Source organism: Streptomyces sp. TP-A0356 (assembly GCF_001417775.1).
Lineage (GTDB): Bacteria > Actinomycetota > Actinomycetes > Streptomycetales > Streptomycetaceae > Streptomyces.
Genome location: NZ_BBZJ01000037.1, coordinates 49,866 through 72,534, shown reverse-complemented (window position 1 = coordinate 72,534; position 22,669 = coordinate 49,866). Strand labels below are relative to the sequence as shown.

Genomic DNA, 22,669 nt, shown 5'->3' with positions numbered 1-22,669 from the left:
GCGTCAACTCTCGGACTCCGTCCGAGAGTTAGGCCCGCTCCGCTGCGCTCCACGGGCCAGGGCCGCGTTGCGGCCAGCCGGGCTTGCGCCCGGGGCGGGGCCTCCGCTGCGCTCCAGCCCCTGAATCCGCGCTCCGCGCGGGCAGCAGCAAGAGGGAAGGGGTGACCGGGAGCGGTGACAGTAAGAACAGGGTGTCTGACGCAGACTCAGACTGAAGGGTGAGCAGACGTGCATCAGCTGATGCAGCATGTACCTTTGGCGGAAACAGGTCACACCCCAGGTGTGCTTCAAAACGGGGTCTGGATCAACTCTGGAAATATACCCACCCCGGGTGCCGTTCGCGAATTGCCCGCCCCTGGCGGTGGGTTATGGAATGGGCTTCCGGCCGCTCCATAACCCTGCGTGCCTCCGGCACGGAAAAGCGAGAAAAGAGGGTCTGTGCCTCCGTGGAGGAGAGAGGAGGACAGGGGGGAAGGGCAGAGAGCTGGACGACGAGAGAGGATGGGTGACGAGCCCTCCGGGCCCTGACCCCACCCCTCCCCCACCCTTGCCGTGCCCCAGGGCCGGACCACCCCAGCGCGGCGCGGCGGCGCCAGTCGACGCGCAACCAACACCAGGCCGCCCCCGATCCCCGAAGCCCGCCGCCCCACCCACCACCGCACCCCATTCCTCACTCTCCTTCAACCGGTACGGGGCAAGTGGCAGCAGAGGGGATGTCAGCTGCTCAACCATGCCCTTGCGGGCCGTTGATGTGGGGTTTTATAGAGGCCGGCCGCGAGGCCGCGCAACGTCCAGCGCAACACCTGGCGCAACGTCAGGGGGCAGCATCTACCGCAACACGGGGCGCAACAAGGCTTCCAACTCATGCCAACACGTACTAGTATGTGAGTTGCAGGGGGAGGCGACCCCCGGCACACGCAGTGATCGACGAAGGGGAAAACCTAGTGGAAATCCAGATCTCCGACGGAATCGTCCGCCGAGTGCGCGGCGGTAAGGACGCGCCCATGACCGGCCTTGCAATTCAGGCCCGCACGGTCGCGAACTTCCTTCCGCTTATCTGCGAGCGGGCCGGGGCGGGCATCGTGCACAACTCCGACGCGAATTACACCGGAATTCGCTTCGATACCAAGGTCGGTCCCGTTGTTCTGGAAATGCCGTCGGGTGACCGTCCTTACCGGCTCGTGCATGAACTGATCGAGCCGGACGAGACGGGCCGCACCGAAGTGGAGATGCGCCGATTCCCACAGATCTACAAGCCGCGCGGAGTCGCGCACATCACGGCCGAGTTTCTTCGGACGCGCGGATTCCTGAAGTAATCCGCTAGGGGGGCGCCTCCCTTCCAGACCCGGCAGTGCAGACACGACGAAGGGGAGTCATGGAAGACACTCGGATTGGGCAGCGGGCCGAGGAGATCAGCGCCCCGATCACGGACGCCGAGCGGGAGCAGGCAGCTTATGCGCTGAAGGGGTTGGCGCGTAGCGAGAGCGACCCGAGCGCGCTCAGGGTCTCTCACGAGCAGTTGGCTTTGGTCCGGCCGTTCTTCGAGTTGGGTTGGGCCATGGGGGTGCGCGGCGGGCACACGGGAGCGGCCCTGGCGGGTGTGCCCGTGGATCCGCGTACGGTGTCAGCCGCTTTCGTGCTCTTGATGACGGAGCGGATCACGAGCGCGCTCGCGGTTGCTGTCGCAAGGACTCTGGACCCGCAGGACGCTGGGCCGGTTCTGTGGCAGAAGGTCGACTATCACGGCAGCCTGACACAGGTTCACGGCACGTACTGGGTGAGCGCCATCCACGCGTACGCCGACCCGTTCGGCGAGGCGCCTGAACTGCGCTACGACCTCAGCGCGATGACCGGCCCGACGGCCGCCATCGTGGCCAGGAACGTGCGGCGGTGGAGCCTGACACCGTTGCCGATGTACCGCGCGTTCGCCTAAAAGCGCTGGTCAGGGGTGGCTTCACACCTGACACACTCACACTAGTATTGGAGTTGTTCGGGGGCGGTGGCCCCGCCCCCGAACCGCAGGAATCAACAACGTCCGGGGCGGTGGCCCCGACCCGGACGCCAACGAAGGGGAACCTCGCATGACTCAGCAGTTCGCCGAGCGCGCCACCAACGTCGCCCCCGCCGGCGCCCGCAACGCAGATCTCTCCGACATGGTCCGCATCCTGGAGGACCAGCAGCGCCGCAAGCTGGACGTGATCGCCCCCGCCGCCGCCCTGCGCTTCCGCGAAGGCAACGTCCACGTCGAGGGCGTGGAGTCCCTGATCACCGAAGACGGCGTGTCGGACGTCGACGGCATCTACCGGCCCACCGCCGTCGCCGACGAGGGGATCTCCGACAAGCTGCGCATCCCGCTCGCCTACCTGCGCCGCATGCGCGCCGACAACGTCCCGCTCCTGGACGAGAACGTCAACGCGTGGCTGCGCCAGGAGCCCGAGCGCAAGTTCATGCTGCGTGCGTTCCGGGGCGAGGCCGGCCCCGGCATGCCGCCTACCGAGGGCGTGGCCCGCGCGTTGCTGTCCGACAGCTACAAGCTGATGGACAACTTCGACATGCTGCTGGCCGCCCTGGACGGGGTGCAGCAGTCCGGCCACCCCACCCGCGTGACCGGCTGCGACCTCACCGACCGGCGCATGTACGTGCGCGTCGAGTCCGAAGCCGTCGCCATCCAGGCCCGTGCGCTGCTGCGTGGCTACCGCTCACCGTTCGACGGCCGCAGCGGTGACGAACTGCCGATGATCTCCGCCGGTTTCGTCATCACCAACAGCGAGGTCGGCGCCGGGGCGTACACCATCACCCCGCGCGCGGTCATCCAGGTGTGCCGCAACGGACTGACCATGGCCCAGGACGTCATGCGCGCCGTGCACCTCGGAGGCAAGCAGGACGAGGGCGTCGTGTCCTGGTCCGGGCACACCCAGCGCAAGACGCTGGAACTGATCACCTCCAAGACCGCCGACGCCGTGCGCACGTTCCTCTCCCGGGACTACGTCGAGGCCAAGGTGCGCGAGATGGAGGCCGCCGCCGGTAAGCCGCTGACCGAGCCGACGAAGACGATCGAGCACGTCACCAAGACGCTCAGCATCGCTACCGAGGCCAAGGACATGATCCTCGCCCACTTCATCCGGGGCGGTCAGATGACGGCCGGAGGCGTGATGCAGGCCGTCACGTCGACCGCGCAGACCCTCACCGATGCCGACCAGGCCGCCGCCCTCGAAGTGCTCGCACTGCCCGCCCTGACCGCCGCCGCCACGCACGGCTGACCAAGCCCCGGTGCGGGCCGGGATCCCCTGGCCCGGCCCGCACGGGCCCCACGTCCCAAAGCGCGGAGCGCGCCCCCACCCCTGAGGGAGCGCGGAGCGCGCCCGCCCCCCTCCCCCTGCCGCACCAGCGAGGCTGCGAAGCAGCCCGCGCGCCCCGTCCCCGAAACGCAGCGCAGGAGACCGGCCCGGCAAGCGCAGCGAGCCGCCCACTGGCCCCGGGCGCAGCCCGGAGCACCCCGCTGCGCGGGGCGAGGAGGGAGCAACGCCCGGCCAACCGCCATCAAGGAGTCACGCCCCATGCCCGCACGCCCGGAGCTCACCCGCCCCGACGACGCCGCCATAGCGGCCGCCATGAGCCGCACGCTGATCGCGCTTGCCGTCCTGGTCCAGACACTCGGCGACGGCGAACACACGATCAACCTCATGGCCGCACGCACCGACGACACATTCGTCCGCACTGAGGCTGATCTCTCCGTCGGCACCGCCCCGCTACGCCTGGCCGTGCTGGATGAAGACGACTACTGCGCGGTGCGCGCGCTGCTGGTGTTCGCGCTGGAGGGCAGCACCGTAACCAGCGCCGTCCTGGTTGCCACCACCGCCGCCGAGCCCAACCCCCGCGCGTGCGGCTGGACCGTGCGGAACGGGTGGCTGCACCCCATGGACACGGCCGAGTTCCAGCAGGCCGTCATCCCGTGCCCCGGCGTCCCCGCGGTCCTGCGCGAGGTCTACGACGCGCCAGTCCTGACACAGATCTCCGACACCGACGAGGAGAGCCCCCGTGGCTGACACGCCCGCCGTCACCGCCGGCGGCTTCTGCACCAACACCACCCGGTCCCCGGCACCATCCGCACCGTCAACGCCAAGAACACCGGCCCGAAGTTCTTCCACCTGCACGGCCGCCGCTACGGCACATGCCCGTGCGGCAAGGACGTGTCCCTGACCGAGCGGGACAACCTGCGCCGCCACAAGCCGCCGCAGGAGTAGCCCCACAGACGCCGTTCGCCGTCTTCCCCCTTCCCCCAGGGAGGCGGGAACGGCCACCCGGCCAGAGCCCCGCTGGCCGACGACCTGCCACCCCGACGCCCGCGCCCTGCCCCTTCGGCGAGCGCGGGGCGGCAGGCCCCAGCTCACCGAACCAACCCGCCGAGGAGCCGCAGCCCATGACCGCTTGAGCCTGACCATCGACACGCCCGCCGGCACCGTGCGCGCCACCGCCGGCCCCCGCCAGGACGACCCCGTCATCTTCGAGCTGCGCGGGACGATGCCCGGCAGCGTGCACGTCACCGGCACTCACCACCCCCACCGCTGGGACCAGTTCACCGCCGTACGCGCCTGCCTCGGCCCCGTCAACGGCCTACCCGACCACCGCCCCCGCCGACCACCTGCCGCGGCTCACCCGCAGCCGCACCGGCTACCGGGGCAGCCTGACCCCTACGACGACGACACCCACCGCCCCTCACGGTGTGTCCGATGAAGTCCGCCACCGGACACAAGCCGTACGAGAAGACGGCAGCAACGCTCACCGCCGTCCTTCCCGCATGCGCCGCCCATGTCGCGCAGCGCAACGACCTGCCCATGATCCTGAACGCCTTTCGGCAGCGCGGCACTCCCGCCCTGCTGCGCTTCCTCGCCTGGCCGGCCTGCCACCACCAGACCGAGGCCGCCGGCCTCGAGGGCGAGGCCCGGGCCGCCCACTCCATGCGACGAGCCGCCGTGGCCGCCTGGGTGGACCGCAGCACGGTGGCCCTCCGCCCCCCGTACCCGCTCCTGCTGCTGGCCGGCCTCTCCGGCTCACTGGCCCAGACCATCGACCTCAAGCAGGGGTGTGCTCCCTGGTGTCTCACCGAGGCCGCCCGAGAGCACGAACACGCCCGCCACGCTCGATTCAGCACCCCCTTGCGGAAAGCGACCTTCCCCAGGAACAGTGGCGGTCCCTCCCCCTGAGTCTGGGAACGGAGTCGCCGGTCACATCACTGGCACGCCGTCCCTGAGATAGAGCGGCCGTCCCGTCTCCAGCGCGCGCACCGCCCCCTCGAACCGGCGTCGCATTCGGTCTCGAAGGCGAGCACTCGCTTCGTCCGGCGTTACGAACGCGACCTCGGACAGCTCATCGTCGCGCGGGCGTAGTCGGTCGGCCTGGTCCTGGTCGAGCGTGCCGCCGTCGAAGACGAATGCGATCTGATCGTCCCAGGGTCCGTGCGGTGCGACCCAGTCCACCACCAGCAGACCCCGCAGGACGACTGCGAGATCGAGTTCTTCGATCAGCTCTCGGCGCACCGCGTCCTCCGGCGGCTCGTTGGCCTCCGCCATCCCGCCAGGCAGGTCCCAGTCCGGTTTGTAGGTGGGATTCACCAGGAGCACGCGCCCGGCCGGGTCCTGTAGCAGCACGTCAGCGGCGACGCGCTTGCGGGCTTGCTTGGCGTTCCCCTCCGCGAGGTAGGCGTTCCACGCGTCGGGGTCGGCAGGGGTGGGTGTCTTGGTGGGCCTCATGCGGTGGTGCCTCCCGGGGACGGCGGGATCAGATCGGCCAGCAGGAGCATTCTGGCGCGGTGTGCGTCATCGAACCGCACCAGGTACTCCCGGACTGGCCTGTACGACCGGTGCGGCTCGAGCAGCCGCCGCAGCTCGTCGAGTTGCTGCACGACCCGGACAGAGCACAGGATGGGGCTCGTGCTGAGGAGGTCGTGACCTGCGGTTACGGCGGCGTCCAGGTCACCGCGGCGTACGTGGATATCCACCAGGGTGATCCGGGACAACGCCAGCGACCGCGCCCGGCCCGCCTCCCGCAACGCAACAGCCTGTTCGGCATGCGTCAGCGCCCGGTCGTACTGCTCCAGGTCGCGCAGGATCAGCGCTGACTCACTGGCTAGCGCAGCGGCATCGAACGGGCTCAGCCACGGATGATCTGCAGCAGCTGTTCCTTCGAGGTCACGCAGGGCAGCGTCCAGGGCGCGGGCGGCCGGGATGTGTTGCGCCGCGGCGGCCAGGGCCCGCGCCTGCATGGTGTTCAGCCGCGCCGTCAGCGCGGGAATCCGTGGTCCCTGCGCCGCGAGGTCAAGCCCAGTCCGGGCCCAACCGACGGCCCCTGCAGCGTCCCCGGTCTGGAGTGCAAGGTGGCTGCTGCTCGCGGCGACGTGCGCGGCTAGCGGGAGGTCACCGGATGTGCGGGCCAGCGGAAGCGCGCGGGTGAAATGCTGGGCAGCGCGGTCATCGTGGCCGGAGTCGTGGGCCATCCACCCGGCCATTTCGGTCAGCGCCGCCGCGGCGGCGAACACCTGCGGTCCGCTGCCGATGTCGACCAGCCGGGGCGCTACCCGGTCCGACAGATGCCGCACGACCGCCCCGTATAACCGGCCGCCGCCGGTCTGCCGGTCAGCGCTGCGGAAGTGATCAATTGCCGCTTGGTCGTCACCGTCCGGCAGCGGACGGTCCGCCCGCTGGTGCTCTGCGACCGCCGGCGCAGGCTCCCACGACCTGCGAGCCAGGCCCAGCAGATGACCAGGGATGTGGAAGGCGTCCGCGATCTGCTCGAACATGGCCAGCTTCTCCACCCGGCTCTTGCCGTTCATGTAGTCGTAGAGCCGACCTTGCGTGATGTCGACGGCGGCGGCGATCCGCCGCGTGCTGACACCCCGGGCGTTGAGCATCCGGAAGACGGCGCCCATGTCCCGCTCGGCGCAGGCGCGTAGCAGCCGCTCATCACCGAGCAGCCCGGCCACGATCGCGCGCTGGTCTGGTAGTGACTGCTGGTTCATCTGCGACTCCCCCGAGTAGCGGTGAGGTCGATGCTATGCCCAATGGCCGTGGGGACGACTCCGGGTTGGAGTCACCTTCTGGAGTCTCCCCGACCCATTCCCGTCACGTTGACTAGCTGTCAGCCGCCGGGAGCGCCCCAATGAACGCACCTGACGGCCCCCGCCCGCAGGCTTCCCCCGAGGCAAGCGGGCGGGGTCCACCCCCAGCCAGCCCAACCAAGGCGTGACGATGACCATGGCGACCGCGGAACCGAGACCGACAGGCCACTCCGGATACAACATCACGATGTCCTCCGTGCCGGAGACGGCCGCCGAGGCGCGGCGCTTGGCCCGCCAGTGCTGCGCCCTGTGGGCGTTCGATGAGGGGACCGGCGAGACTGCCGCCCTGCTGATCTCTGAACTCGTCACCAACGCCGTACGCCACGGCCGCTCACACAGCATCCGAGTCCGCATCGAACGCCCCGCCCCGGACCGCGTCCGCCTGGCCGCGGTCGACAAAAAGCGCTGCTCGATCACGCTCGGCAGACCGTCACCCGAGAACATCGGCGGCCGGGGCCTAGCCCTCGTCGACGCACTGTCCGACCGGTGGGGCGTCGATCTCCTGCCCTGGGGAAAACGCGTCTGGGCCGAGATCCGCGTGAAGGGCCAGCAGTGACCAGCCGCCACCGGCTTCCGTCTTCCGACGGTGTAACAGCCGGCGCCGGGCTCCTGGCTGCAGTCGTTGTCGGGCTCAGCCTGGTTACCTCGATCGCCCCGCAGTACGTGGCCTCCGATGCGGAAGGCGGGCGCGGCCTGGTCATCGTGGACGCGCTCGTTGCGGAGATGGGCGGCGCGTGGGGTTTCACCGATGAGGGCACCTGCGCCTGGGTTCACCTGGCCTTAGCTGGGTTGGGCCGGTGACCGCCTTGGTGCGGCGCTGGAATCGCCCCGTGCCGCAGTGGACGCCGCCGCTGGACAGCACAGCCCTCACCAGGGTCCTGGAACGCGTCCGCGCGTGGCAGGTGTACGACGGTGGCGCTGTGCTCGATGACGTGGCGGCCGTCCTGGACGAGGTCATGCCCGCCGAGGAGCGCTTCGAGGAGCTCGCGCAACGTCTGTGTGGTCATCTGATGCAGCTTGTGAACATCGCTGTCGCTGCCGAAGCCGAGGAGGACGACGCGGCGGCCTACCTGATGGAGCGGGCCCGCCTGGTGCGCGCTGAGGAGCTGCCGGGCGACCGCTGGAAGGCCGTCGGGCACCTGCGCCGGATGGGCTGGACCGTCAACGAGTTGATGGAACACCTGGTGGCCACGAGATGCCTGAAGGAGGCGGCGTGATCACTCGGCCGCTCCCCTACAGCCCCTACGTCCAACAGAAGAGAGAGAAGAACCGTTCTGTGCCCGCCCTGGCCGAGCCGCGCTTAGTCCCCTTCATCACCCAGCGAGAAGGGGAGGAAGCCGCGCCGAACAACCTCTTCATCTACCGGCACCCCTCCGGCCCCCGGCTCTACTACGGGGACGAGGATCCCAGGGACCGGCCCCTGCGGGGCGTGCTGTGGGCGCGGTGCGGCTTCAACCCCGTGGACGGCCGGGGAATGCCGACGGGCAAACCGCAGTGGAAGTTCATGCACCCGTACCGGCAGATGCTGACGATGCGGCTATTGCAGTGCCAGGTCTGCACGCGGCCCGCGCGGACGCCCCTCGGGTTCCCCTTCTTCCTGCCCCAGGGCGTGGACCCCCATCAGTCGACGGTTGTCACGAATCAACCGCCGGTGTGCGCGAAGCATCTCCGCTCCGCCGCTGCGCTGTGCCCGCACATCGAGCCGGTGGTCTACCTCGCGCAGAGCGCCCCCCTGTACGGAGTCCACGGCACCATCTACGGCCTCAACGCCAGCAAACAGGTGTACGTCATGGCGAACCCGGACCATGCGCTGGCCTTCGACCACCCGCGTCTGCGCACCGTGCTCGCCTCGCAGCTGATCCGCCGGCTGACCTCCTTCCGTGTCGTCGCCCTGGACGAGCTGACGCAGGAGCTGGCTGCGCTCGCCGCGTAGACCTGCCCGCTCAAGCCACCTGGAGGATTCGTGCACGACCTGATCGCGAGCCCGTTCCTGGAGCAGCACGTGCTGCTGCGGCCCGGCCACAAAGATGGCCTTCTTCTGCCCGAAGAGAACTATGAGGAGCTGCGTGCCCACGACCCCGCCCAGCCCGCACCCGCGTGGCTGGCCCACGCCGTCCGCGACCAATGGGGCATGGACGGCATCCAGCACACCGGCAACGAGCAAGCGGACGCGTGTGGGCCGGTGATCGAGGATCCGCAACGGTCGTGGCTGATCTGGCTGGTGCCGCCCGGAACGAGCGACCAATGGGGCCGCACCGGTACGCAACGTGCCTCGGTCGACCCCACATCATCGCGCTTCCCGCGATGATGGCGACGGAGCCGCCCGGCCTTTACTGGCTGCGCCCTGCCGCGGTGACCGGCTCGTCCCGCCGACGGCCTTACACCAGCTGCTGGACCAGTTCCGGCCGGCCCCCGCACCGCACGAAACGATCCTCGGATCTGTGCTGAGCACGATCTCCTGATCTCCGCGTGCGGAGGTGCACTTTGCTCCAACCTCCCCAAGCTGCACGCAGTCCCGGCTCCTGCTGCCGAGAGAGTTCCCCTCGGCAGCAGGCATCTCCGAACTCAATCGAAGGGTCACCCAGTGGAGGCTGTTCTCCCAGGATTCGTTGGCCGGCTGCTGGCGCAGAGCCGAGACCCCAGCCACATTCCTGACATCACCGTGTTGGCCGCCAGCGATTGGCTCAGCCCCCTCGCGTCTCGCGTCCTGCACCTCCTCGACACCGGCACGTACCGCGCAACGGAGTCGTTCCTCGCGCACGGCTACGCGTACCTGCCGCTGAAGACGCCGGAAGAGTGCACCGTCTACCTGCGTGTTTCGGACACGCGCGCCCTGACGTTCTGGCCGGTGCACGCGCCCACTGCGGTCCTCAACATGGCCGGAACCACCGTGATGGAGATGTACCGAGAACCTGACGACGAACAGGAGGGCCGCCCGCAGTACGCGCGGACGCTCGGCGCCGGGGAGTTCTTCGCTGCGCACCCCGGCACACTGTGCGCGACTGGGGGGACCGTGTCCACCGTGCAGGTGCTCGCCACCAGTGAGCCCGTAACCGACCGCGAGGGGCTCCTGTCCGGCGAGGCGTACGCCGCCTTCACCCGGCGGGGCCGCCGGTACCTCGAACAGGCCTCTCGCACCCCGGTAGGTGCACCATGCTGACTTCAACGGCTTCATGGCTGGATGCGGCGCCGCCGCCGGACCTGGACGACGTCCGCAGGATGCAGCGGATCAGCCGCGCCATGCTCAACCGCCTCGCCGACGACCGGCCGCTGCTCACCCAGCTCGTCAACGACGTCCTGCGCGACCCGGACCGCCTGTCCGCCAGCCGCGTCACCTTACTGCTGAACCGGCTGTCGCTGTACCAGGCCCCGGACCGCGGATTCGAGATCCGGCTGAACATGAACCCCCGGCCGGACAACCAGCTCGTCCCGCACGACCACTGCTACGCCTTCGCCACTCGCATCCTCACCGGCGGCTACGTCCACGTCGTACGACGTCGCACCGACGGCTGGACTGTCCCGTTCACCGGCGCGGACCTGGAACAGGGCATCGTGACCGTTGAGCGGCCCGACAGCGCCTACACGCTCGGCGACTCGATCGTGCACCAGGCCGTGATGGAGCCACACACGGTCACCCTGTTCGTGCGCGGCCCGCGCCGCAAGAAGCTCTCCCACGCGGCCGAGGAACTGATGCCGCCGCCGGAGAGCTGGCCGGCCGCCGCCACCCCGGGCGACGCGCCCGAGGAGTCCCGCCCCTGCACGCTCGCCGAGTACCAGAGCATGCGCACCTACCTGATCGAACGCGACCTCATCGGCTGATACCTCCAATCCCGTGGCCACGGCGCGGCGTACGGCCGTGACGCGAGAGGCTACGGCGAGCACATCCGGCACACCGAGGAGTAATCGATGAGCAACGTTCTGACCACCGATCACCCCGCCTGGCAGACATACGAAGACAGCACACACGCACGTGCCGTCCGTACGGCCTCCGGCATCTGGACCGTGTCCCACGACCGGGACGGCCTGCACCTGGCGTGCGCAGATGGAACCGAGGACGTAAAGCCCAAGTTCGTCACAACCGACCCCGCGCACCTCCCGTCCGCCGCCCCGGCCGCCCTCCGCGAAGGAGTCGCCCAACTCGGCGTCACCCAACGTCTGGCGAACCCCTGGCTGTGGGACGCGATCACCACTGCGATCCTGCGGCAGGTCGTCCGTGCCGACCAGGCCCGGAAGCTATACCGCACCTGGTGCAGCACCTACGGCACCACCGTTGAAGGCCCCCAGGGTGCGCTCGCCGTGGCGCCCACACCGGCCAAGGTACTCGACCTGGCCGACGAGCAGTTCGCCGATGTCGGCACAAAGTTCCACCACACCGCCCTGACGGCCGCCGCAACGCACTACGAGCTGCACCACACCGACTGGGAGCGCATGGACGCCAGCACCCTGGCCGTCGCACTCACGCGCATCCCCCGCATCGGCCCGTGGACCGCTGCTGCGGCGGCCACAGACTTCACCGGCGACTTCAGCGTCTACCCGCACGACGACCTGGCCGTGCGTACCTGGGCCGCCAAGATCCTCCCCGCCTACGCCTGGCCCGGCAAGAAGGACACGGGGTTCGGTCCGCTGTGGACCGGATGGGCCGGGACCGACCGCACTGCTTTGCACACTCTCACGCTTACGACCCTCACCTGGGGGGCGCATGCCAGATGACATGGAGGACCCATGCAGCAGTTACCGCTGATTGCGGGCGCCGACGACCAGCACTCGCTGGACGCCCTGTTCATCAACGCGCCGCTGCGTGACTACACCCTGCGGCCCCGGACCAACGACTACACCCTCCCCGTGCTCGGCATGGCGTACATCGCCACCTACGCCGAGCAGTGCGGCTTCAACGTCGGCGTGCTCGACGCCGAGGCTCACGGCCTGGGCATCGAAGCCGCCGCCCGGATCGTCAACGAGGCCGCGCCCCGCTGGGCCGCCATGAACCTCCTCGCGCCTACCTACGCGATGTCCGCTAGGATCGCCGCCCTGCTCGATCCGGGTATCGCCCTCATGGTCGGTGGCCACCACGCCAAGGCCATGCCGGACCGAGTCCTCGCCGACCCCTGCATGCGCCACCTGCGCGCCCTCGTCCTCGGTGAAGGAGAACTTCGCGTCGCCGCCCTCCTGGAGGACGAGCAGAACCGGCGCACGCTGCCGGGCGTCCTGTGGCGCGACCACCTGCTCGGCACCCGGGCCGCCGGCATCTGCGAGCCCAAGAGCAGTGCGGCACTGCTGGGCCCCGACATCAACGGTCTGCCGTACGTCAACCGTGTCTTCCTCCCCCAGGACCCCTACCAGGCCGCGCCGACGGCGATGGACCGCCGCTTGAGCGGCGAACGGCCCTGGCTCGGTGGGATCAGCGGCCAAGGGCACTGGGAGGCCAACATCGTCGGTAGCCGTGGCTGCCCCTACAACTGCACGTTCTGCGGTGCTGCCGTCTCCGCCAACCCCGACGTCACGATCCGCGTCCGTTCCCCCGAGAACATCATCGGCGAGCTGGACCAGCTCCACGAGCAGTACGGTGTGACCGCCTTCCGCTTCGTAGACGACCTGTTCCTTGGCGTGGGCCGTGTCATCGATGAGCAGATGGAGGCCTTCACCCGCCACAAGATCGGTGACCGGTACGTGTGGGACGCCACCGGCCGTATCAACGTCCTCAACCGGCTCACCGACGCCGACCTGGAACGTCTCGTCACCAACGGGCTACGCGAGGTCGCCCTCGGCATCGAATCCGGCAGCGACCGCATCTTGGCCGCGATGGACAAGCGGATCGACGCCGAGATGACTGAGCGCGTCGCCCGCCGACTGGTCGCCCACGGCATCGGTGTGAAGGGGTACTTCATTCTCGACTTCCCCGCCGAGACCAAAGAGGACCTGGACGCCACCGTTCAACACATCCGCAACCTGTGGGCTATCTCCGACCAGCACACCGGCGCCATCCGCGCCAGCGTCTTCGAGTTCCGCCCCTACCCAGGCACGCCGGTGTGGAAGACCCTCACCGAAGAGGCCGGCTACGACCCGGATGACCTGCTGGCCTACGGGGACGTCGACCTCACCCAGGACGGCGCCGACGAGTCCATGCGCCAGCGCGACGAGTTCAACTTCTCCGTCGGCATCCAGTTCGGCGACGTACCGCTGCACAAGGTCCGTTCCACCTTGGCGATGCTCACCCGGGAACAGCACGAACGGAACCAGGCCGGAATGGGGACAGCCGCATGACCGGGGACCGCAAGGGCTTCTTCGTCAGCATCGACGGGCCGAGCGGCGTGGGCAAGTCCACCACCGTCAGGGAACTGCGCACGGTCCTGTCCACGCGGAGCGTCCCTGCTCAGTGGACGGTCGAGCCGCCCCGCGGGGACTTCCTCGGGGACTTCACCCGCACGCACGGCGGCCAGCTTCACGGCCTGGCCCTGGCCTGCCTCGTCGCAGCCGCCCGGTACCGGCACATCGAGACCACCATCGACCCCGCACTCCATAGTGGCCAGCTGCTGATATCCGACCGCTACGTGGCATCGACCCTCGTCCTCCAGCGGCTCGACGGCGTACCGATGGACTTCCTGCTCCTGCTCAACGACTACGCGCCGCAGCCCGACTTGGCGGTGATCCTCACCGCCTCCCCCGGCACGATCGCAGACCGCATCGCTCAGGCCGGCATCACCCACCGCTTCCGGTCCGACCCGACAGCGCCCACACGGGAAGTCGAGCTGTACCGCAACGCCGCGAACATCCTCGAAGACCTCGGATCCAAGGTCCTCGTGATCGACAGCACCGAGATACCCCCATCGGAGGTCGCGAGCCGAATCGCCGACGCGCTCCCCGCCCTCCCACTACCGTCAGATGCTTCAGCCCCCACCCCGACCCCCCAGGAATCATGAGCGGACAGCCAGCACAGCCCATCATCGACACCCACGTCCTCCTCCGCGACGGTGACAAGATCCTTCTCTCACAGAGAGGGGGCCCCTACGGCTACCGCCGCTGGCACCTGCCCTCCGGCAAGCTCGACCAGGGCGAACCCCTCACGGTCGGGGCAGCCCGCGAACTGTTCGAGGAGACCGACGTCGAGGTCGACCCCGATCACCTGGAGCTCCGGCACGTCGTACACCACCGGCAGGAAGACGGCTCCGAGCGCATCGGGTTCTTCTTCGTGGCCTCCCAGTGGGAGGGGACGCCCGTCAACAAGGAGCCCGAGAAGTGCCTCGCGCTCCAGTGGTTCGCCGACCATGACCTTCCCGAGGACATCATCGAGTACCCCAGCGCGGGCCTGTACGGCTGTCTCAGCCAGTCCAGCGCGCTGACACTGCACGGGTGGCAGTAGCTCCACGACAACGGCCGGTCTGGTCATGAACAGCAGAGATGGCAGAAGACGCCGCCCGTCGAGGGGTCAGCCTCATCCCGGAGGAATGAAGCCGGGCCTGGATCCCTCGGACAGCTGGACACCCACCTAGAACATACGCCATTATATGCGTTGCGAGCCGGGCGGGCCGGCTCCTCGCGACGTGATGGGACGGTTCAGGTCATGGCTGCCCGATCCACGCCGCACCTCGTCGAGGCTGCCGAGATCGCCGCCGAGCGCGGGCTGACGCCCGCACGTATCAGCGCGCTGTACCTCGAGCGGGAGACCAACGGTTTCCCGGAGGTCGTCGGCCACCGCGGCCGTGCCCGTCAGTGGGACAAGAGCGAAGTCGACGAGTGGTTCACCCAGCGGAAGCCGCCCCGCCTGCATCAGTACAAGCCGCCGAAACTCGACCCTGACGAACTGCTCACCGGAGCACAGGCCTCCAGGTTCCTCGGCTACAAGAACCCTCAGCAGGTCAACACTTATGTGCGGGACCACCCCGGCTACTTCCCCGAGCCCGACGTCGTCGAGGAACTGGGCACCGCGGAGCGGCCCTACCGCCGGCCGAAGTGGCGCGTGCAGACGCTCCTGGACTGGAAAGACACCCGCCCGGGCAGCGGAAAGCGCAGCGTCAAACGCGCAGCACCCGCCCTGCCCGACGTACCCGTCGATGGTGACCCAGATGAGCTGCTGGGCGCATCGCAGGCAGCAGCCCTGCTCGGATTCAAAAGCGTGAACTCCTTCAGCAGCAGTCTGGGCCAGGGCAACCTGCCCCTGCTGAAGACTGTGGACACCCTCTCCGAGAAGGGCGGACGCCGCCGGTGGACCCGCCGGCGCATCCTTGAACAAGCCGCGCAGCGCAAAGCCAAGTGACACAACCGCCAGATGGCCGCCTCGTCCCACCGCCCCCATAGACGCGGCATCCGGTTATGGGTTGTTGATCCCCTGCGGACCGGAATGCCGCACGATGGCCGGCATGGCGTGGCTCGCCACCACGCCCCGCAGCAGCCGCCGGCTGCTGCGGACCGGCCATCGCCGAACTTCTCGCGGAGCCGCCCTCTGTCTGGTTCGCCGGCGACCCCTGCCGAGCTGCGCGCGGCGGCAGCCGTCGCGCAGTCGCGTGGCATCGGTGCTGCATCAAACAGGACGACCGGACAACTGGAATCTTGCGGTGTCGCCCCACCAGCCGAGCCATGATGGCCGCGCAACGGCCCCGAGCATTGGCTGACCCGTGCTGCTACTGGTCGTTCGGGTCCTCCGTTGTGGGAGGCAGCGACTGCGAGACACCGTCAGGCTAGAAGAGTTGGGCCCGACGGGCGTGCTCGCGCTCCAGCGGAAGGCCGCGTTCGGGGGGTGCTCTCGGATGGTCGAGCCACCACCTGATCGGGTCCGATGGTGGTGGCCGCACTGGCAGCCCCTTCTACGGCAGGGCGGTGTGAGGCCCCACACGACAGGGCCTACCATCGCTCAGCACGCTCTCCGACCAAACCGGGCAGATCCCCCGAACGACGCCGCCCTGGGTCCGCGAGGGCGGCAACTGGCGCGAACTCGCGGCCGGACTGTTCGACGGGCAGGGCTCCTCCGGGGGCAACGGGGCAGCGATGCGCGTCGCCCCTCTCGGCGCCCGCTACCCAGGCGACCTGGAACACGCAGCCCGGCAGGCTGCTTTGTCCGCTGAAGTGACCCACACCCACCCCGAGGCCGTCGCCGGGGCCGTCGCGGTCGCCGTCGCCGCCAGCCGCGCCGCGCACCACCGCACCGAACCCGAGACCGGCACAGACCTGCTCGCCATCGTTTTGGACCTTGCACCGCCCAGCCGGGTACGCGACGGCATCGTCGAGGCCCGTACACTCCTGGACCAGCCTCACGTCGAACTCGCCGCCCATCACCTCGGCAACGGACGCCAGGCCAGACCATCGATACTGAGCCCGTTCGACAGCGACCTCGCCGCAGACTTCGTCGATGAACTTGAGGGACTCACCCACCAGCAGGTTATCGACGTGCTGGGGCGGGCATTCCAGCGCGTCACCGACTCGGGAGAACGCGTCGATGGCGGAGACGGGGCCGAAGCCGTTGCCGCCGGCGCTCTCGTCGCCAGCGCCCTCCCGGACAGCCTCATCGTGATTGACCTCGATAACGGCCCCAGGAAACCGCTGCCCAAACTGCCAGCTTCGCTCCGCGCGTCGGCGAGACTCGCACTGGACCGGGTTCTCCAAGACGGATCAAAAATGGCAACCGGCTGGGTGGACAGCCCCGACGCCGACCAGTGGCGCCAGGAAGTGCGACAGATCCTCCAAGCACTCGAAACCCCCACTGATCACTAATCGTGACCGCTTCACGGAAGTCGTGCCAGAACCAACCGTGGTTCTGGATCACTTTCGATCACGAGCGGCCGTGGGTGATGTGCTCCTCCAGGACCTGTGGTTCCACCAGCCCGGGTCCGACGTAATTCGTGGGTCCTGGAGGTCCCCCGGGGCTGAAGGCGCAGGTCACCGGGCTGTAAGAGGCAGAGAAACCCGAAAGTCTCTTCACCGCCGGGGCGAAGGCCTTGTGGGCCGCCGTGACAGGTGCCTGTCTGTCATCCGGTACCCCGTCCGCCGTGTACCGGCCCCTCTTCTCCGTGTGGCGCCCAATCTCGACCGCCTGGCCCACGAGCTGGTCGTACAGGAGGCAGCACTGGTCCAGTGCTGGAAGCACGGCGGCCGCGCTTTCATGGCCGACCAGGGCGAGATCCTGCCCGACGACCCCGAGGCCCCGATGCGCACCGCCATGCGCCGGATGATGGGTGTCTTCGCCCAGCTGGACCGTGGCATGACCGTAGCCAAGCTCCAGCGCGGACCTGTGACATGTGCCATTCCGCCCCTGGAGGGCGTGTCGCCGCCAAATGTGCGAGCTGGTCGCTACATGTAGTGGTTGGATTACGACAGTGGCCCAGAAGTTGTGGTCCCCCCGGGTCCGGGTCGACTGCCAACTGGCTATGCTTGCAAATGCTTCGCCGCACGAGCCCCTCACGTGCTCTGTCCCTTCGGGACAGGGGCCCTTCCCAAAGGGCTACTTGGGGCTGAGTGAGGGGAGGCGCCGATGGACCAGCACGAACACTGCGCCTGCTATGAACATGTCCTGACCTGGCGTCAGGCGTTCATTGACTGGGCGCCCGTGATCGTCGCGGCCATCAGCGTACTGCGGTCCCTCTGGTCCTGAACCAGAGAACCGGAATCCCGCCGTAAGGCCCGTGGTCAGCAGTGAGCCCGGCCGATGTCTAGACGGCCGGGCCCGGTGACTGCAGTACTCGCCGCGGGGGGTCTGTCGCCGGTTGCCGCCGGCTTCGGGCCCCTCGTGGCTTCCCCGGGGACGAACGTCCTGGGTGGCCACGGTTGTGTTGCGGTGAGTCCCCTGCATCGTACGGCAACCAGTCCTCGCCTTCTATGACCGGTGGGCTCTCGCCGGACCGTGTTGGGGAGACGTCAGGCGGGAAGGGTCGGCGAATCGCTGTCCGCGCTGCCGCCGGCTCCGAGGGTTCGGCGCGGAGCCAGGGACGTTGTCGGGTGGATTCCGAGCACTCCGCGGGCCCGCAGCTCGTCCAGGTCGGGGAGGCGGACTCCGGGGAGGGCGTCGAGTAGGTCGGCCTGGGCGGCGCGGATGTGCGCGGGTGCCTGAGGACCGGCGCCAAGGTTACGGCGGACTGTCACCTGATCATCGTACGGGCGGCTGCACTGCGGCTTCCCGGCAATCAGAGGACGAGGGTTGGTGAGAACTTTGGGCAGCGATGGCGTCCGCGGCCTGCTCGAGCGCGGCAAGGGACGGGTCCGCGGCCGCGTCGACGGCGTGGTCATCCTTATGCCCTCCGGGTGGGAAGGCCGCCCGCATCCCCGAGCCCAACCCGAATGTGGTCTGGGTGGAGAATCTGACCAACTCGGTGTACTTCGAGGGATCGGACGATGTGGGGCGCTACACCGAGGTCTTTGACCATCTGCGGGCCACGGCCCTCGGCCCTCCCGAGACCCGCAGCCGTATCAAGAGCATGCTCAAGGAGCTGTAAGTGAGCAACACCAAGCCCAACCCCGCCGAAATGGACTTCTCTCGCGTCACCTGGGAGAAGAGCCCGTTCAGCGGGGGCAACGACAACTGCGTCGAGTTCGGCGTGATCGGCGACCTGGTCGCCGTACGGGACTCCAAGCGTCCCGAGCAGACCCCGCTCGTCTACACCCGGGGCGAGATCCGGGCTCTCCTGGCCGGAGTGAAGGCGGGCGCCTTCGACCATCTGGCCTCAGCCGACAGCGGCCGTAACGTGACATGGCCGTAGAAGGCAGCGGCCGACCTCAGCGTTAGTGAGGTCGGCCACCTTCGCCATCTTCGCAGACCTGGGCAACAGTCACGGCAGCTGTAGTTCTGGTCATGGCTGGTCCTGAAGAGCGTGTCGGCGCTGGTGGCAGGCTCCTGCGACGGCTTGATGGTGGCGGCGCCAGGCCATCCAGCGCAGGGTGTGTTCCGCGTCCCGGATTGGTGGTGTAAGGACGAACGCCCGGAGGAGTCGGACGAGTTCGGGGCAGGTCAACGGGACGAGACGGGCCGGTCCGGCGGGGCCGGTCATGGTCGTGGCGGCGGCGGTCAGGGCGAGGACGGCGGATGCGACAAGAGAGAACAGCGAGCAGCGCATCCAGGAGTTCCAGCAGGTCACCTGCCCTTCGTCCAGGCCGGTGAAGGTCTTGCCGAGTTGGAAAGTCTCTTCGATCCGCCACCGTCGGCAGATCACTTCCACCAGCTGGGCGAGGGTGACAGGTGCGGGCGACCAGCAGCGGAAGAAGGAGAGCCGGTGTACCGGTGTCGGCGGGCGACCAGGACGCTGGTGCCGTCATCTCCGTGTCCGTTGGGGGTGTCGTCCGCGCGGACATCGAGCCAGGCCCAGTCGTACTCGCGGGTGCCCTTCGTTCCGTGTCCCGTCCGCATGCGCATCCACTGGTGCGGCAGCACTTTGTTGATCATCTGACGGGCCTTCCACCTGCGGCCTGCTCCATCCGTGACCGTGTACGTGTGAGACACCCCGACCGCGTAGCCGAGACCGAGCTCCCGCAGATCCTTCTCGGTGGCGAGCGGGTTGGCCAGCAGTCGGGTGCTGGTCTCGAAGATCTCTTCGGCGCGCCGGTAGGACAGGCGGGCCCGTCCGGTCTCCGGGCAGATGTCCGCGGCCAGGGTGCGGGCGGGGGCCTTGCGGTCGGTGAGGAAGAGGGGGCCTTCTCGGCGGCCGGCGATGAGGCGGGGCAGGAGCTGGGCGGTGCCGGACTGCCAGTGAATCCACTCGGTGGCGCCGCCCTTGGCGCCGACCCGGCCGCGCTTGTCGGCGGGCAGCAGGTCCTCCACGTTCAGGCAGAGCACTTCGTCTGCCCGAGCGGCGCTTTCGTAGAGGAGCTTCCAGAAAGTCTTCTCCCGCACTGTCGGCGTACACCGCTATGTGCGCCAACCGGTACAGCCCAAAGTGCTCCACTGGCAGGTTCATTTGTGCTGGTGAGGAGCCGGGGCCACCCGATCTCCGAGTGTCCGGCGCGCGGGGCGCCGTCAAGGGCGCCCTTCGGGCGTCGCTGCCGCGATAGCCCTGCGGGCCACCCTGGACTGCGCCCCGGGCGCCTTGAGTCTGCTGGCTATCGGGCGGCCCCGGCTCTGTGGGTCACGGCGATGGAGCACATAACCGTGTACCGAGTGGAGCACCTTCACGTGAACGCCGACACGCACCGTGGCGTCGAGCTGCCACAGGGCGGTGATCTGACTCAGGGACAGGGCCTTGCTGCGGTCGGGCGGGGCGGGGCGGCGCTCGATGCCGTGGGTGGGGTCGGCCTCGATCCAGCCCTGGGATCGCCACCAGCCGATCGCCTTGCGGGCGATGGACAGTTCGCGGTTGACGGTGTCGGCGTCCAGTTCGTCGGCGCGGGCGGCGGCGAGTTCGGCGAGGAGGGGCGGCAGGCCTGGGTCGTCGAGCGTGGTGAGGTCGAAGGCGGGCGGCTTCGCTACGCGGCGGGCAGGTCCGGTCGGCGCGGTCTGGCCGGCGAACATCCACCCCCAGGTGGTGAGTGAGATCCGGTAGATGCGGGCGGAGGACTTCGCGATGCCCGCTGCGGTGAGGTAGCGCTCGACCGAGGTGGTGTAGGAGCCCGGGGAGGGCGATAGGGGCACGATGCGGGCGCGCGGCAGCCACGTCGCGCCCTCGGGGCCTGTGACGGCTGTCTGTTCGAGTGCCACGGTGGTGCCCCTCCCGGCGCTGCCGCAGTGAATGCGTACACCTCGCCCCTGGGCGTGATCTTGGACCGTGATCGAACATGCGAGGCCATCGCCGGATGCGTGATCGGAGGGTAGCGGCTGTGCCGCAGTAAATCCGGAGTTACTGCGGCACAGCCGCGACACAGGGGTTCTCATTGCCTCGCTACCTCGAAGTGATCGACTCGGGCTGTCTAATACGGTTTGTCATGATTCTTCGTCAGGTGTCCCGTGGCGCTGCTGTCTTGTCGTGTGGCGGGCGCGGGGCGCTTTGCTGTGAGGAAAGGTGAACTCGCGGATGAGCGCTCGTGCGCGTAGACAGGGCGATCTGTCGTGGTCTCGGGTCGGCCCTCAATGGCCCGTGGCCGCGTTTCGGGCCCTGGGTGCTGGGACGGTCCCGGTTGGTGCCGTCGGTGCGTCCGGTCCGGTCGGCTCGGGTGGACGGCGTGGGGAGCGCGGTGCGGGGGTGGTATCGGTGGGGAGCGCTTTGCTGTCCGGTATGGCGCTGCTGGCGGCCACGGCTCCACCCGTAGCCGCCGCGCCGGTGGGAGCCGTGCCAGTGCGGGCGCAGAAGGCTGATCCGTCGCAGACCTTCACCTTCACCGGCGCTCCGCAGACCTTGACGGTTCCGGCGGGGGCGGTGGTCACGATCACCGCGGACGGCGCGGGCGGCGCCGACAACACCGGCACCCCCTGTCCCGTCACGGGGACCGGTGGGACGGGGGCGCGGGTGGTCACCACCCTCCCGCAGACCACCGCCCCGACGACCTTCACCGTCAACGTCGGCGGCACCGGCGGCAAAGGCTGCAACGGCACCGGCACGGCCGGTGCCGGCGGGTTCAACGGCGGCGCCCCAGGCGGGAGCTACCCGCTCAGTGGTTTCCAGTTCGAAGGTCCGGGCGGGGGCGGGGCCTCCAGCATCAGCACGGGCGGCTCCTTGCTGGTGGTCGCCGGGGGCGGCGGCGCCTCCGGCGGCACCGGAGCGGGCTCCACGGGAGGCAACGGAGGCAACGGCGGGACAGCGGATGCCACCAGCGGTACCGCGGGCAGTGCCACCGGCCCCGGGGCCGCGCCCGGGCAGGGCGGGGGCGGAGGCAGCACCAGCACCAGCACCGGAGGGGCCGACGGGGTCTCCGGCGTCGTTCCACTCTGTGCGGTCACGAACGGCGCGCCGGGGGGCGGGTTCTCCGGTGCCACGGTCGGCACCGGCGGCGCCGGGGGCAGCTTCGACGGCGGCTGCGCCGCCACTGCCATCGCCGGCGGTGGCGGCGGCGGGGGCGGCTACTTCGGCGGCGGGGGCGGCGGCAGCGCCGCCGTCAACGTCAACGGCACCTCGGCGGGTGGCGGCGGCGGTGGCGGGGGCAGCAGCTTCGCCACCCCCACGGGTACCGGCACGAGCTATGCGCTGTCGACGATCGGGACGGCGAACCACAACGGCCAGGTGACCATCTCCTACGTCGTCCCGTCCTTGACCATCGCCAAGACCCACACCAGGCACTTCACCCAGGGACGGGACGGCACCTACACCATCACCGTCGGCAACGCCCCCGGTGCCGCCCCGACCAACGGCAGCCCGGTCACCGTGCAGGACACCCTCCCTGTCGGGCTCAGCGCCGACAGCATCCGCGGCACGGGATGGAACTGCACCCTGAACACCCTCACCTGCACCCGCAGCGACGTCCTCCCCGCCGGGAGCAGCTACCCCCCCATCACCCTGCAGGTCGACGTCTCCTGCACCGCCCCCCGCCGGGTCACCAACACCGCGACGGTCACCGGGGGCGGCGACACCGCCACCCGCACCGCCACCGACCCCACCACGATCAAGAACCACGAGCACGACGAGCGCTGCGAGCACCACGACCACTCATAACCCAACCGACCCGTGTCAACGGCGGGGCCCGTCCATGAGGACATGCCCCGCCGCTGACACG

The 22,669-nt window shown here is 69.2% G+C and carries 28 protein-coding genes; 22 read left to right on the top strand and 6 right to left on the bottom strand.

Annotated features, from left to right (window positions below; all coding sequences use genetic code 11):
• The first annotated feature begins 944 nt into the window (after positions 1–944).
• The 6 genes from ASC56_RS34615 to ASC56_RS41380 all read left to right on the top strand — a co-directional run bounded on the left by ASC56_RS34615 (position 945) and on the right by ASC56_RS41380 (position 5,204).
• The gene (locus ASC56_RS34615) at positions 945–1,316 is read left to right on the top strand and encodes a hypothetical protein (RefSeq protein WP_055495569.1); all 372 of its coding nucleotides are present in this window, start codon (positions 945–947) and stop codon (positions 1,314–1,316) included.
• Between the two features lie 59 nt (positions 1,317–1,375).
• Positions 1,376–1,933 (top strand): hypothetical protein, encoded by a 558-nt coding sequence (locus ASC56_RS34610; RefSeq protein ID WP_055495568.1) that lies wholly within the window; start codon positions 1,376–1,378, stop codon positions 1,931–1,933.
• A gap of 148 nt (positions 1,934–2,081) precedes the next feature.
• Positions 2,082–3,260, top strand: a complete 1,179-nt coding sequence (locus tag ASC56_RS34605; RefSeq protein ID WP_055495567.1) for a hypothetical protein — start codon at positions 2,082–2,084, stop codon at positions 3,258–3,260.
• Between the two features lie 297 nt (positions 3,261–3,557).
• On the top strand, positions 3,558–4,046 hold the full coding sequence (locus ASC56_RS34600) for a hypothetical protein (protein ID WP_055495566.1): 489 nt from the start codon (positions 3,558–3,560) through the stop codon (positions 4,044–4,046).
• A gap of 382 nt (positions 4,047–4,428) precedes the next feature.
• Complete coding sequence (locus tag ASC56_RS41385) at positions 4,429–4,734, top strand: hypothetical protein (protein ID WP_055495565.1); 306 nt, start codon at positions 4,429–4,431, stop codon at positions 4,732–4,734.
• A complete protein-coding gene (locus tag ASC56_RS41380; RefSeq protein ID WP_055495564.1) occupies positions 4,731–5,204 on the top strand; it encodes a hypothetical protein in 474 nt (157 codons plus the stop codon). The genes ASC56_RS41385 and ASC56_RS41380 overlap by 4 nt, the downstream gene beginning before the upstream one ends.
• Before the next feature lie 21 nt (positions 5,205–5,225).
• On the opposite strand, the gene ASC56_RS34585 is transcribed toward ASC56_RS41380, so the two are convergent.
• Positions 5,226–5,750, bottom strand: coding sequence for an NUDIX hydrolase (locus tag ASC56_RS34585; RefSeq protein WP_055495563.1), 525 nt, complete (start codon positions 5,748–5,750; stop codon positions 5,226–5,228).
• Positions 5,747–7,015: a helix-turn-helix transcriptional regulator gene (locus tag ASC56_RS34580; RefSeq protein WP_055495562.1), complete on the bottom strand. Its 1,269-nt coding sequence runs from the start codon at positions 7,013–7,015 to the stop codon at positions 5,747–5,749. Before ASC56_RS34580 ends, ASC56_RS34585 begins: the two co-directional genes overlap by 4 nt.
• 286 nt (positions 7,016–7,301) lie before the next feature.
• Here ASC56_RS34580 and ASC56_RS34575 point away from each other — a divergent pair, with 286 nt between their 5' ends.
• The 13 genes from ASC56_RS34575 to ASC56_RS34510 all read left to right on the top strand — a co-directional run bounded on the left by ASC56_RS34575 (position 7,302) and on the right by ASC56_RS34510 (position 17,402).
• On the top strand, positions 7,302–7,670 hold the full coding sequence (locus tag ASC56_RS34575) for an ATP-binding protein (RefSeq protein WP_234377205.1): 369 nt from the start codon (positions 7,302–7,304) through the stop codon (positions 7,668–7,670).
• A gap of 274 nt (positions 7,671–7,944) precedes the next feature.
• Positions 7,945–8,331 carry a DUF6415 family natural product biosynthesis protein gene (locus tag ASC56_RS34565; protein ID WP_234377204.1) on the top strand — a complete coding sequence of 129 codons (387 nt, stop codon included), beginning with the start codon at positions 7,945–7,947 and terminating at the stop codon, positions 8,329–8,331.
• Positions 8,328–9,047, top strand: coding sequence for a hypothetical protein (locus ASC56_RS34560; protein WP_234377203.1), 720 nt, complete (start codon positions 8,328–8,330; stop codon positions 9,045–9,047). The genes ASC56_RS34565 and ASC56_RS34560 overlap by 4 nt, the downstream gene beginning before the upstream one ends.
• A 30-nt stretch (positions 9,048–9,077) precedes the next feature.
• Entirely contained in the window at positions 9,078–9,422 is a 345-nt protein-coding gene (locus ASC56_RS41375; protein ID WP_055495559.1) for a hypothetical protein, read from the top strand.
• Positions 9,423–9,779: 357 nt separating this feature from the next.
• Positions 9,780–10,274: a hypothetical protein gene (locus ASC56_RS34550; protein ID WP_159039782.1), complete on the top strand. Its 495-nt coding sequence runs from the start codon at positions 9,780–9,782 to the stop codon at positions 10,272–10,274.
• Positions 10,268–10,933 (top strand): hypothetical protein, encoded by a 666-nt coding sequence (locus tag ASC56_RS34545; protein WP_063785051.1) that lies wholly within the window; start codon positions 10,268–10,270, stop codon positions 10,931–10,933. Before ASC56_RS34550 ends, ASC56_RS34545 begins: the two co-directional genes overlap by 7 nt.
• Positions 10,934–11,020: 87 nt before the next feature.
• The gene (locus tag ASC56_RS34540; protein WP_055495556.1) at positions 11,021–11,824 is read left to right on the top strand and encodes a hypothetical protein; all 804 of its coding nucleotides are present in this window, start codon (positions 11,021–11,023) and stop codon (positions 11,822–11,824) included.
• A 12-nt stretch (positions 11,825–11,836) separates the two neighbouring features.
• Positions 11,837–13,375, top strand: coding sequence for a B12-binding domain-containing radical SAM protein (locus ASC56_RS34535; RefSeq protein WP_055495555.1), 1,539 nt, complete (start codon positions 11,837–11,839; stop codon positions 13,373–13,375).
• On the top strand, positions 13,372–14,031 hold the full coding sequence (locus ASC56_RS34530; protein WP_055495554.1) for a thymidylate kinase: 660 nt from the start codon (positions 13,372–13,374) through the stop codon (positions 14,029–14,031). The genes ASC56_RS34535 and ASC56_RS34530 overlap by 4 nt, the downstream gene beginning before the upstream one ends.
• Positions 14,028–14,471, top strand: a complete 444-nt coding sequence (locus ASC56_RS34525) for an NUDIX domain-containing protein (protein WP_055495553.1) — start codon at positions 14,028–14,030, stop codon at positions 14,469–14,471. The genes ASC56_RS34530 and ASC56_RS34525 overlap by 4 nt, the downstream gene beginning before the upstream one ends.
• A 201-nt stretch (positions 14,472–14,672) precedes the next feature.
• Positions 14,673–15,365 carry a hypothetical protein gene (locus tag ASC56_RS34520; RefSeq protein WP_055495552.1) on the top strand — a complete coding sequence of 231 codons (693 nt, stop codon included), beginning with the start codon at positions 14,673–14,675 and terminating at the stop codon, positions 15,363–15,365.
• A 623-nt stretch (positions 15,366–15,988) separates the two neighbouring features.
• Positions 15,989–16,816 carry an ADP-ribosylglycohydrolase family protein gene (locus ASC56_RS34515; protein WP_079102903.1) on the top strand — a complete coding sequence of 276 codons (828 nt, stop codon included), beginning with the start codon at positions 15,989–15,991 and terminating at the stop codon, positions 16,814–16,816.
• Between the two features lie 298 nt (positions 16,817–17,114).
• Positions 17,115–17,402 carry a recombinase family protein gene (locus tag ASC56_RS34510; RefSeq protein ID WP_055495550.1) on the top strand — a complete coding sequence of 96 codons (288 nt, stop codon included), beginning with the start codon at positions 17,115–17,117 and terminating at the stop codon, positions 17,400–17,402.
• 554 nt (positions 17,403–17,956) lie between these two features.
• Here ASC56_RS34510 and ASC56_RS40905 read toward each other — a convergent pair.
• On the bottom strand, positions 17,957–18,181 hold the full coding sequence (locus tag ASC56_RS40905) for a hypothetical protein (protein ID WP_159039781.1): 225 nt from the start codon (positions 18,179–18,181) through the stop codon (positions 17,957–17,959).
• A gap of 77 nt (positions 18,182–18,258) precedes the next feature.
• Between ASC56_RS40905 and ASC56_RS42925 the strand changes: the two genes are divergently transcribed.
• Both ASC56_RS42925 and ASC56_RS34505 read left to right on the top strand, forming a co-directional pair.
• Positions 18,259–18,531, top strand: coding sequence for a Scr1 family TA system antitoxin-like transcriptional regulator (locus ASC56_RS42925; RefSeq protein ID WP_267887658.1), 273 nt, complete (start codon positions 18,259–18,261; stop codon positions 18,529–18,531).
• Complete coding sequence (locus ASC56_RS34505) at positions 18,532–18,795, top strand: DUF397 domain-containing protein (protein ID WP_199836153.1); 264 nt, start codon at positions 18,532–18,534, stop codon at positions 18,793–18,795.
• 90 nt (positions 18,796–18,885) lie between these two features.
• Here the strand turns inward: ASC56_RS34505 and ASC56_RS34500 are convergent, their stop codons facing one another.
• The 3 genes from ASC56_RS34500 to ASC56_RS42485 form a co-directional block, all read right to left on the bottom strand.
• Positions 18,886–19,251, bottom strand: a complete 366-nt coding sequence (locus ASC56_RS34500) for a hypothetical protein (RefSeq protein WP_159039780.1) — start codon at positions 19,249–19,251, stop codon at positions 18,886–18,888.
• Positions 19,242–19,922 (bottom strand): hypothetical protein, encoded by a 681-nt coding sequence (locus tag ASC56_RS42490; RefSeq protein ID WP_234377201.1) that lies wholly within the window; start codon positions 19,920–19,922, stop codon positions 19,242–19,244. Before ASC56_RS42490 ends, ASC56_RS34500 begins: the two co-directional genes overlap by 10 nt.
• A gap of 123 nt (positions 19,923–20,045) precedes the next feature.
• A complete protein-coding gene (locus tag ASC56_RS42485; protein WP_234377200.1) occupies positions 20,046–20,723 on the bottom strand; it encodes a hypothetical protein in 678 nt (225 codons plus the stop codon).
• 490 nt (positions 20,724–21,213) lie between these two features.
• Between ASC56_RS42485 and ASC56_RS42920 the strand changes: the two genes are divergently transcribed.
• On the top strand, positions 21,214–22,608 hold the full coding sequence (locus tag ASC56_RS42920) for a DUF11 domain-containing protein (RefSeq protein WP_159039779.1): 1,395 nt from the start codon (positions 21,214–21,216) through the stop codon (positions 22,606–22,608).
• Positions 22,609–22,669: the final 61 nt, after the last annotated feature.

Excerpts from the sequence above, each read along its gene's own strand:
- ASC56_RS34610 (WP_055495568.1), top strand. The coding sequence starts at position 1,376 with ATGGAAGACACTCGGATTGGGCAGCGGGCCGAGGAGATCAGCGCCCCG.
- ASC56_RS34605 (WP_055495567.1), top strand. The coding sequence starts at position 2,082 with ATGACTCAGCAGTTCGCCGAGCGCGCCACCAACGTCGCCCCCGCCGGC.
- ASC56_RS34600 (WP_055495566.1), top strand. The coding sequence starts at position 3,558 with ATGCCCGCACGCCCGGAGCTCACCCGCCCCGACGACGCCGCCATAGCG.
- ASC56_RS41380 (WP_055495564.1), top strand. The coding sequence starts at position 4,731 with ATGAAGTCCGCCACCGGACACAAGCCGTACGAGAAGACGGCAGCAACG.
- ASC56_RS34585 (WP_055495563.1), bottom strand. The coding sequence starts at position 5,750 with ATGAGGCCCACCAAGACACCCACCCCTGCCGACCCCGACGCGTGGAAC.
- ASC56_RS34580 (WP_055495562.1), bottom strand. The coding sequence starts at position 7,015 with ATGAACCAGCAGTCACTACCAGACCAGCGCGCGATCGTGGCCGGGCTG.
- ASC56_RS34575 (WP_234377205.1), top strand. The coding sequence starts at position 7,302 with ATGTCCTCCGTGCCGGAGACGGCCGCCGAGGCGCGGCGCTTGGCCCGC.
- ASC56_RS34545 (WP_063785051.1), top strand. The coding sequence starts at position 10,268 with ATGCTGACTTCAACGGCTTCATGGCTGGATGCGGCGCCGCCGCCGGAC.
- ASC56_RS34540 (WP_055495556.1), top strand. The coding sequence starts at position 11,021 with ATGAGCAACGTTCTGACCACCGATCACCCCGCCTGGCAGACATACGAA.
- ASC56_RS34535 (WP_055495555.1), top strand. The coding sequence starts at position 11,837 with ATGCAGCAGTTACCGCTGATTGCGGGCGCCGACGACCAGCACTCGCTG.
- ASC56_RS34530 (WP_055495554.1), top strand. The coding sequence starts at position 13,372 with ATGACCGGGGACCGCAAGGGCTTCTTCGTCAGCATCGACGGGCCGAGC.
- ASC56_RS34525 (WP_055495553.1), top strand. The coding sequence starts at position 14,028 with ATGAGCGGACAGCCAGCACAGCCCATCATCGACACCCACGTCCTCCTC.
- ASC56_RS34520 (WP_055495552.1), top strand. The coding sequence starts at position 14,673 with ATGGCTGCCCGATCCACGCCGCACCTCGTCGAGGCTGCCGAGATCGCC.
- ASC56_RS42925 (WP_267887658.1), top strand. The coding sequence starts at position 18,259 with ATGGCGTCCGCGGCCTGCTCGAGCGCGGCAAGGGACGGGTCCGCGGCC.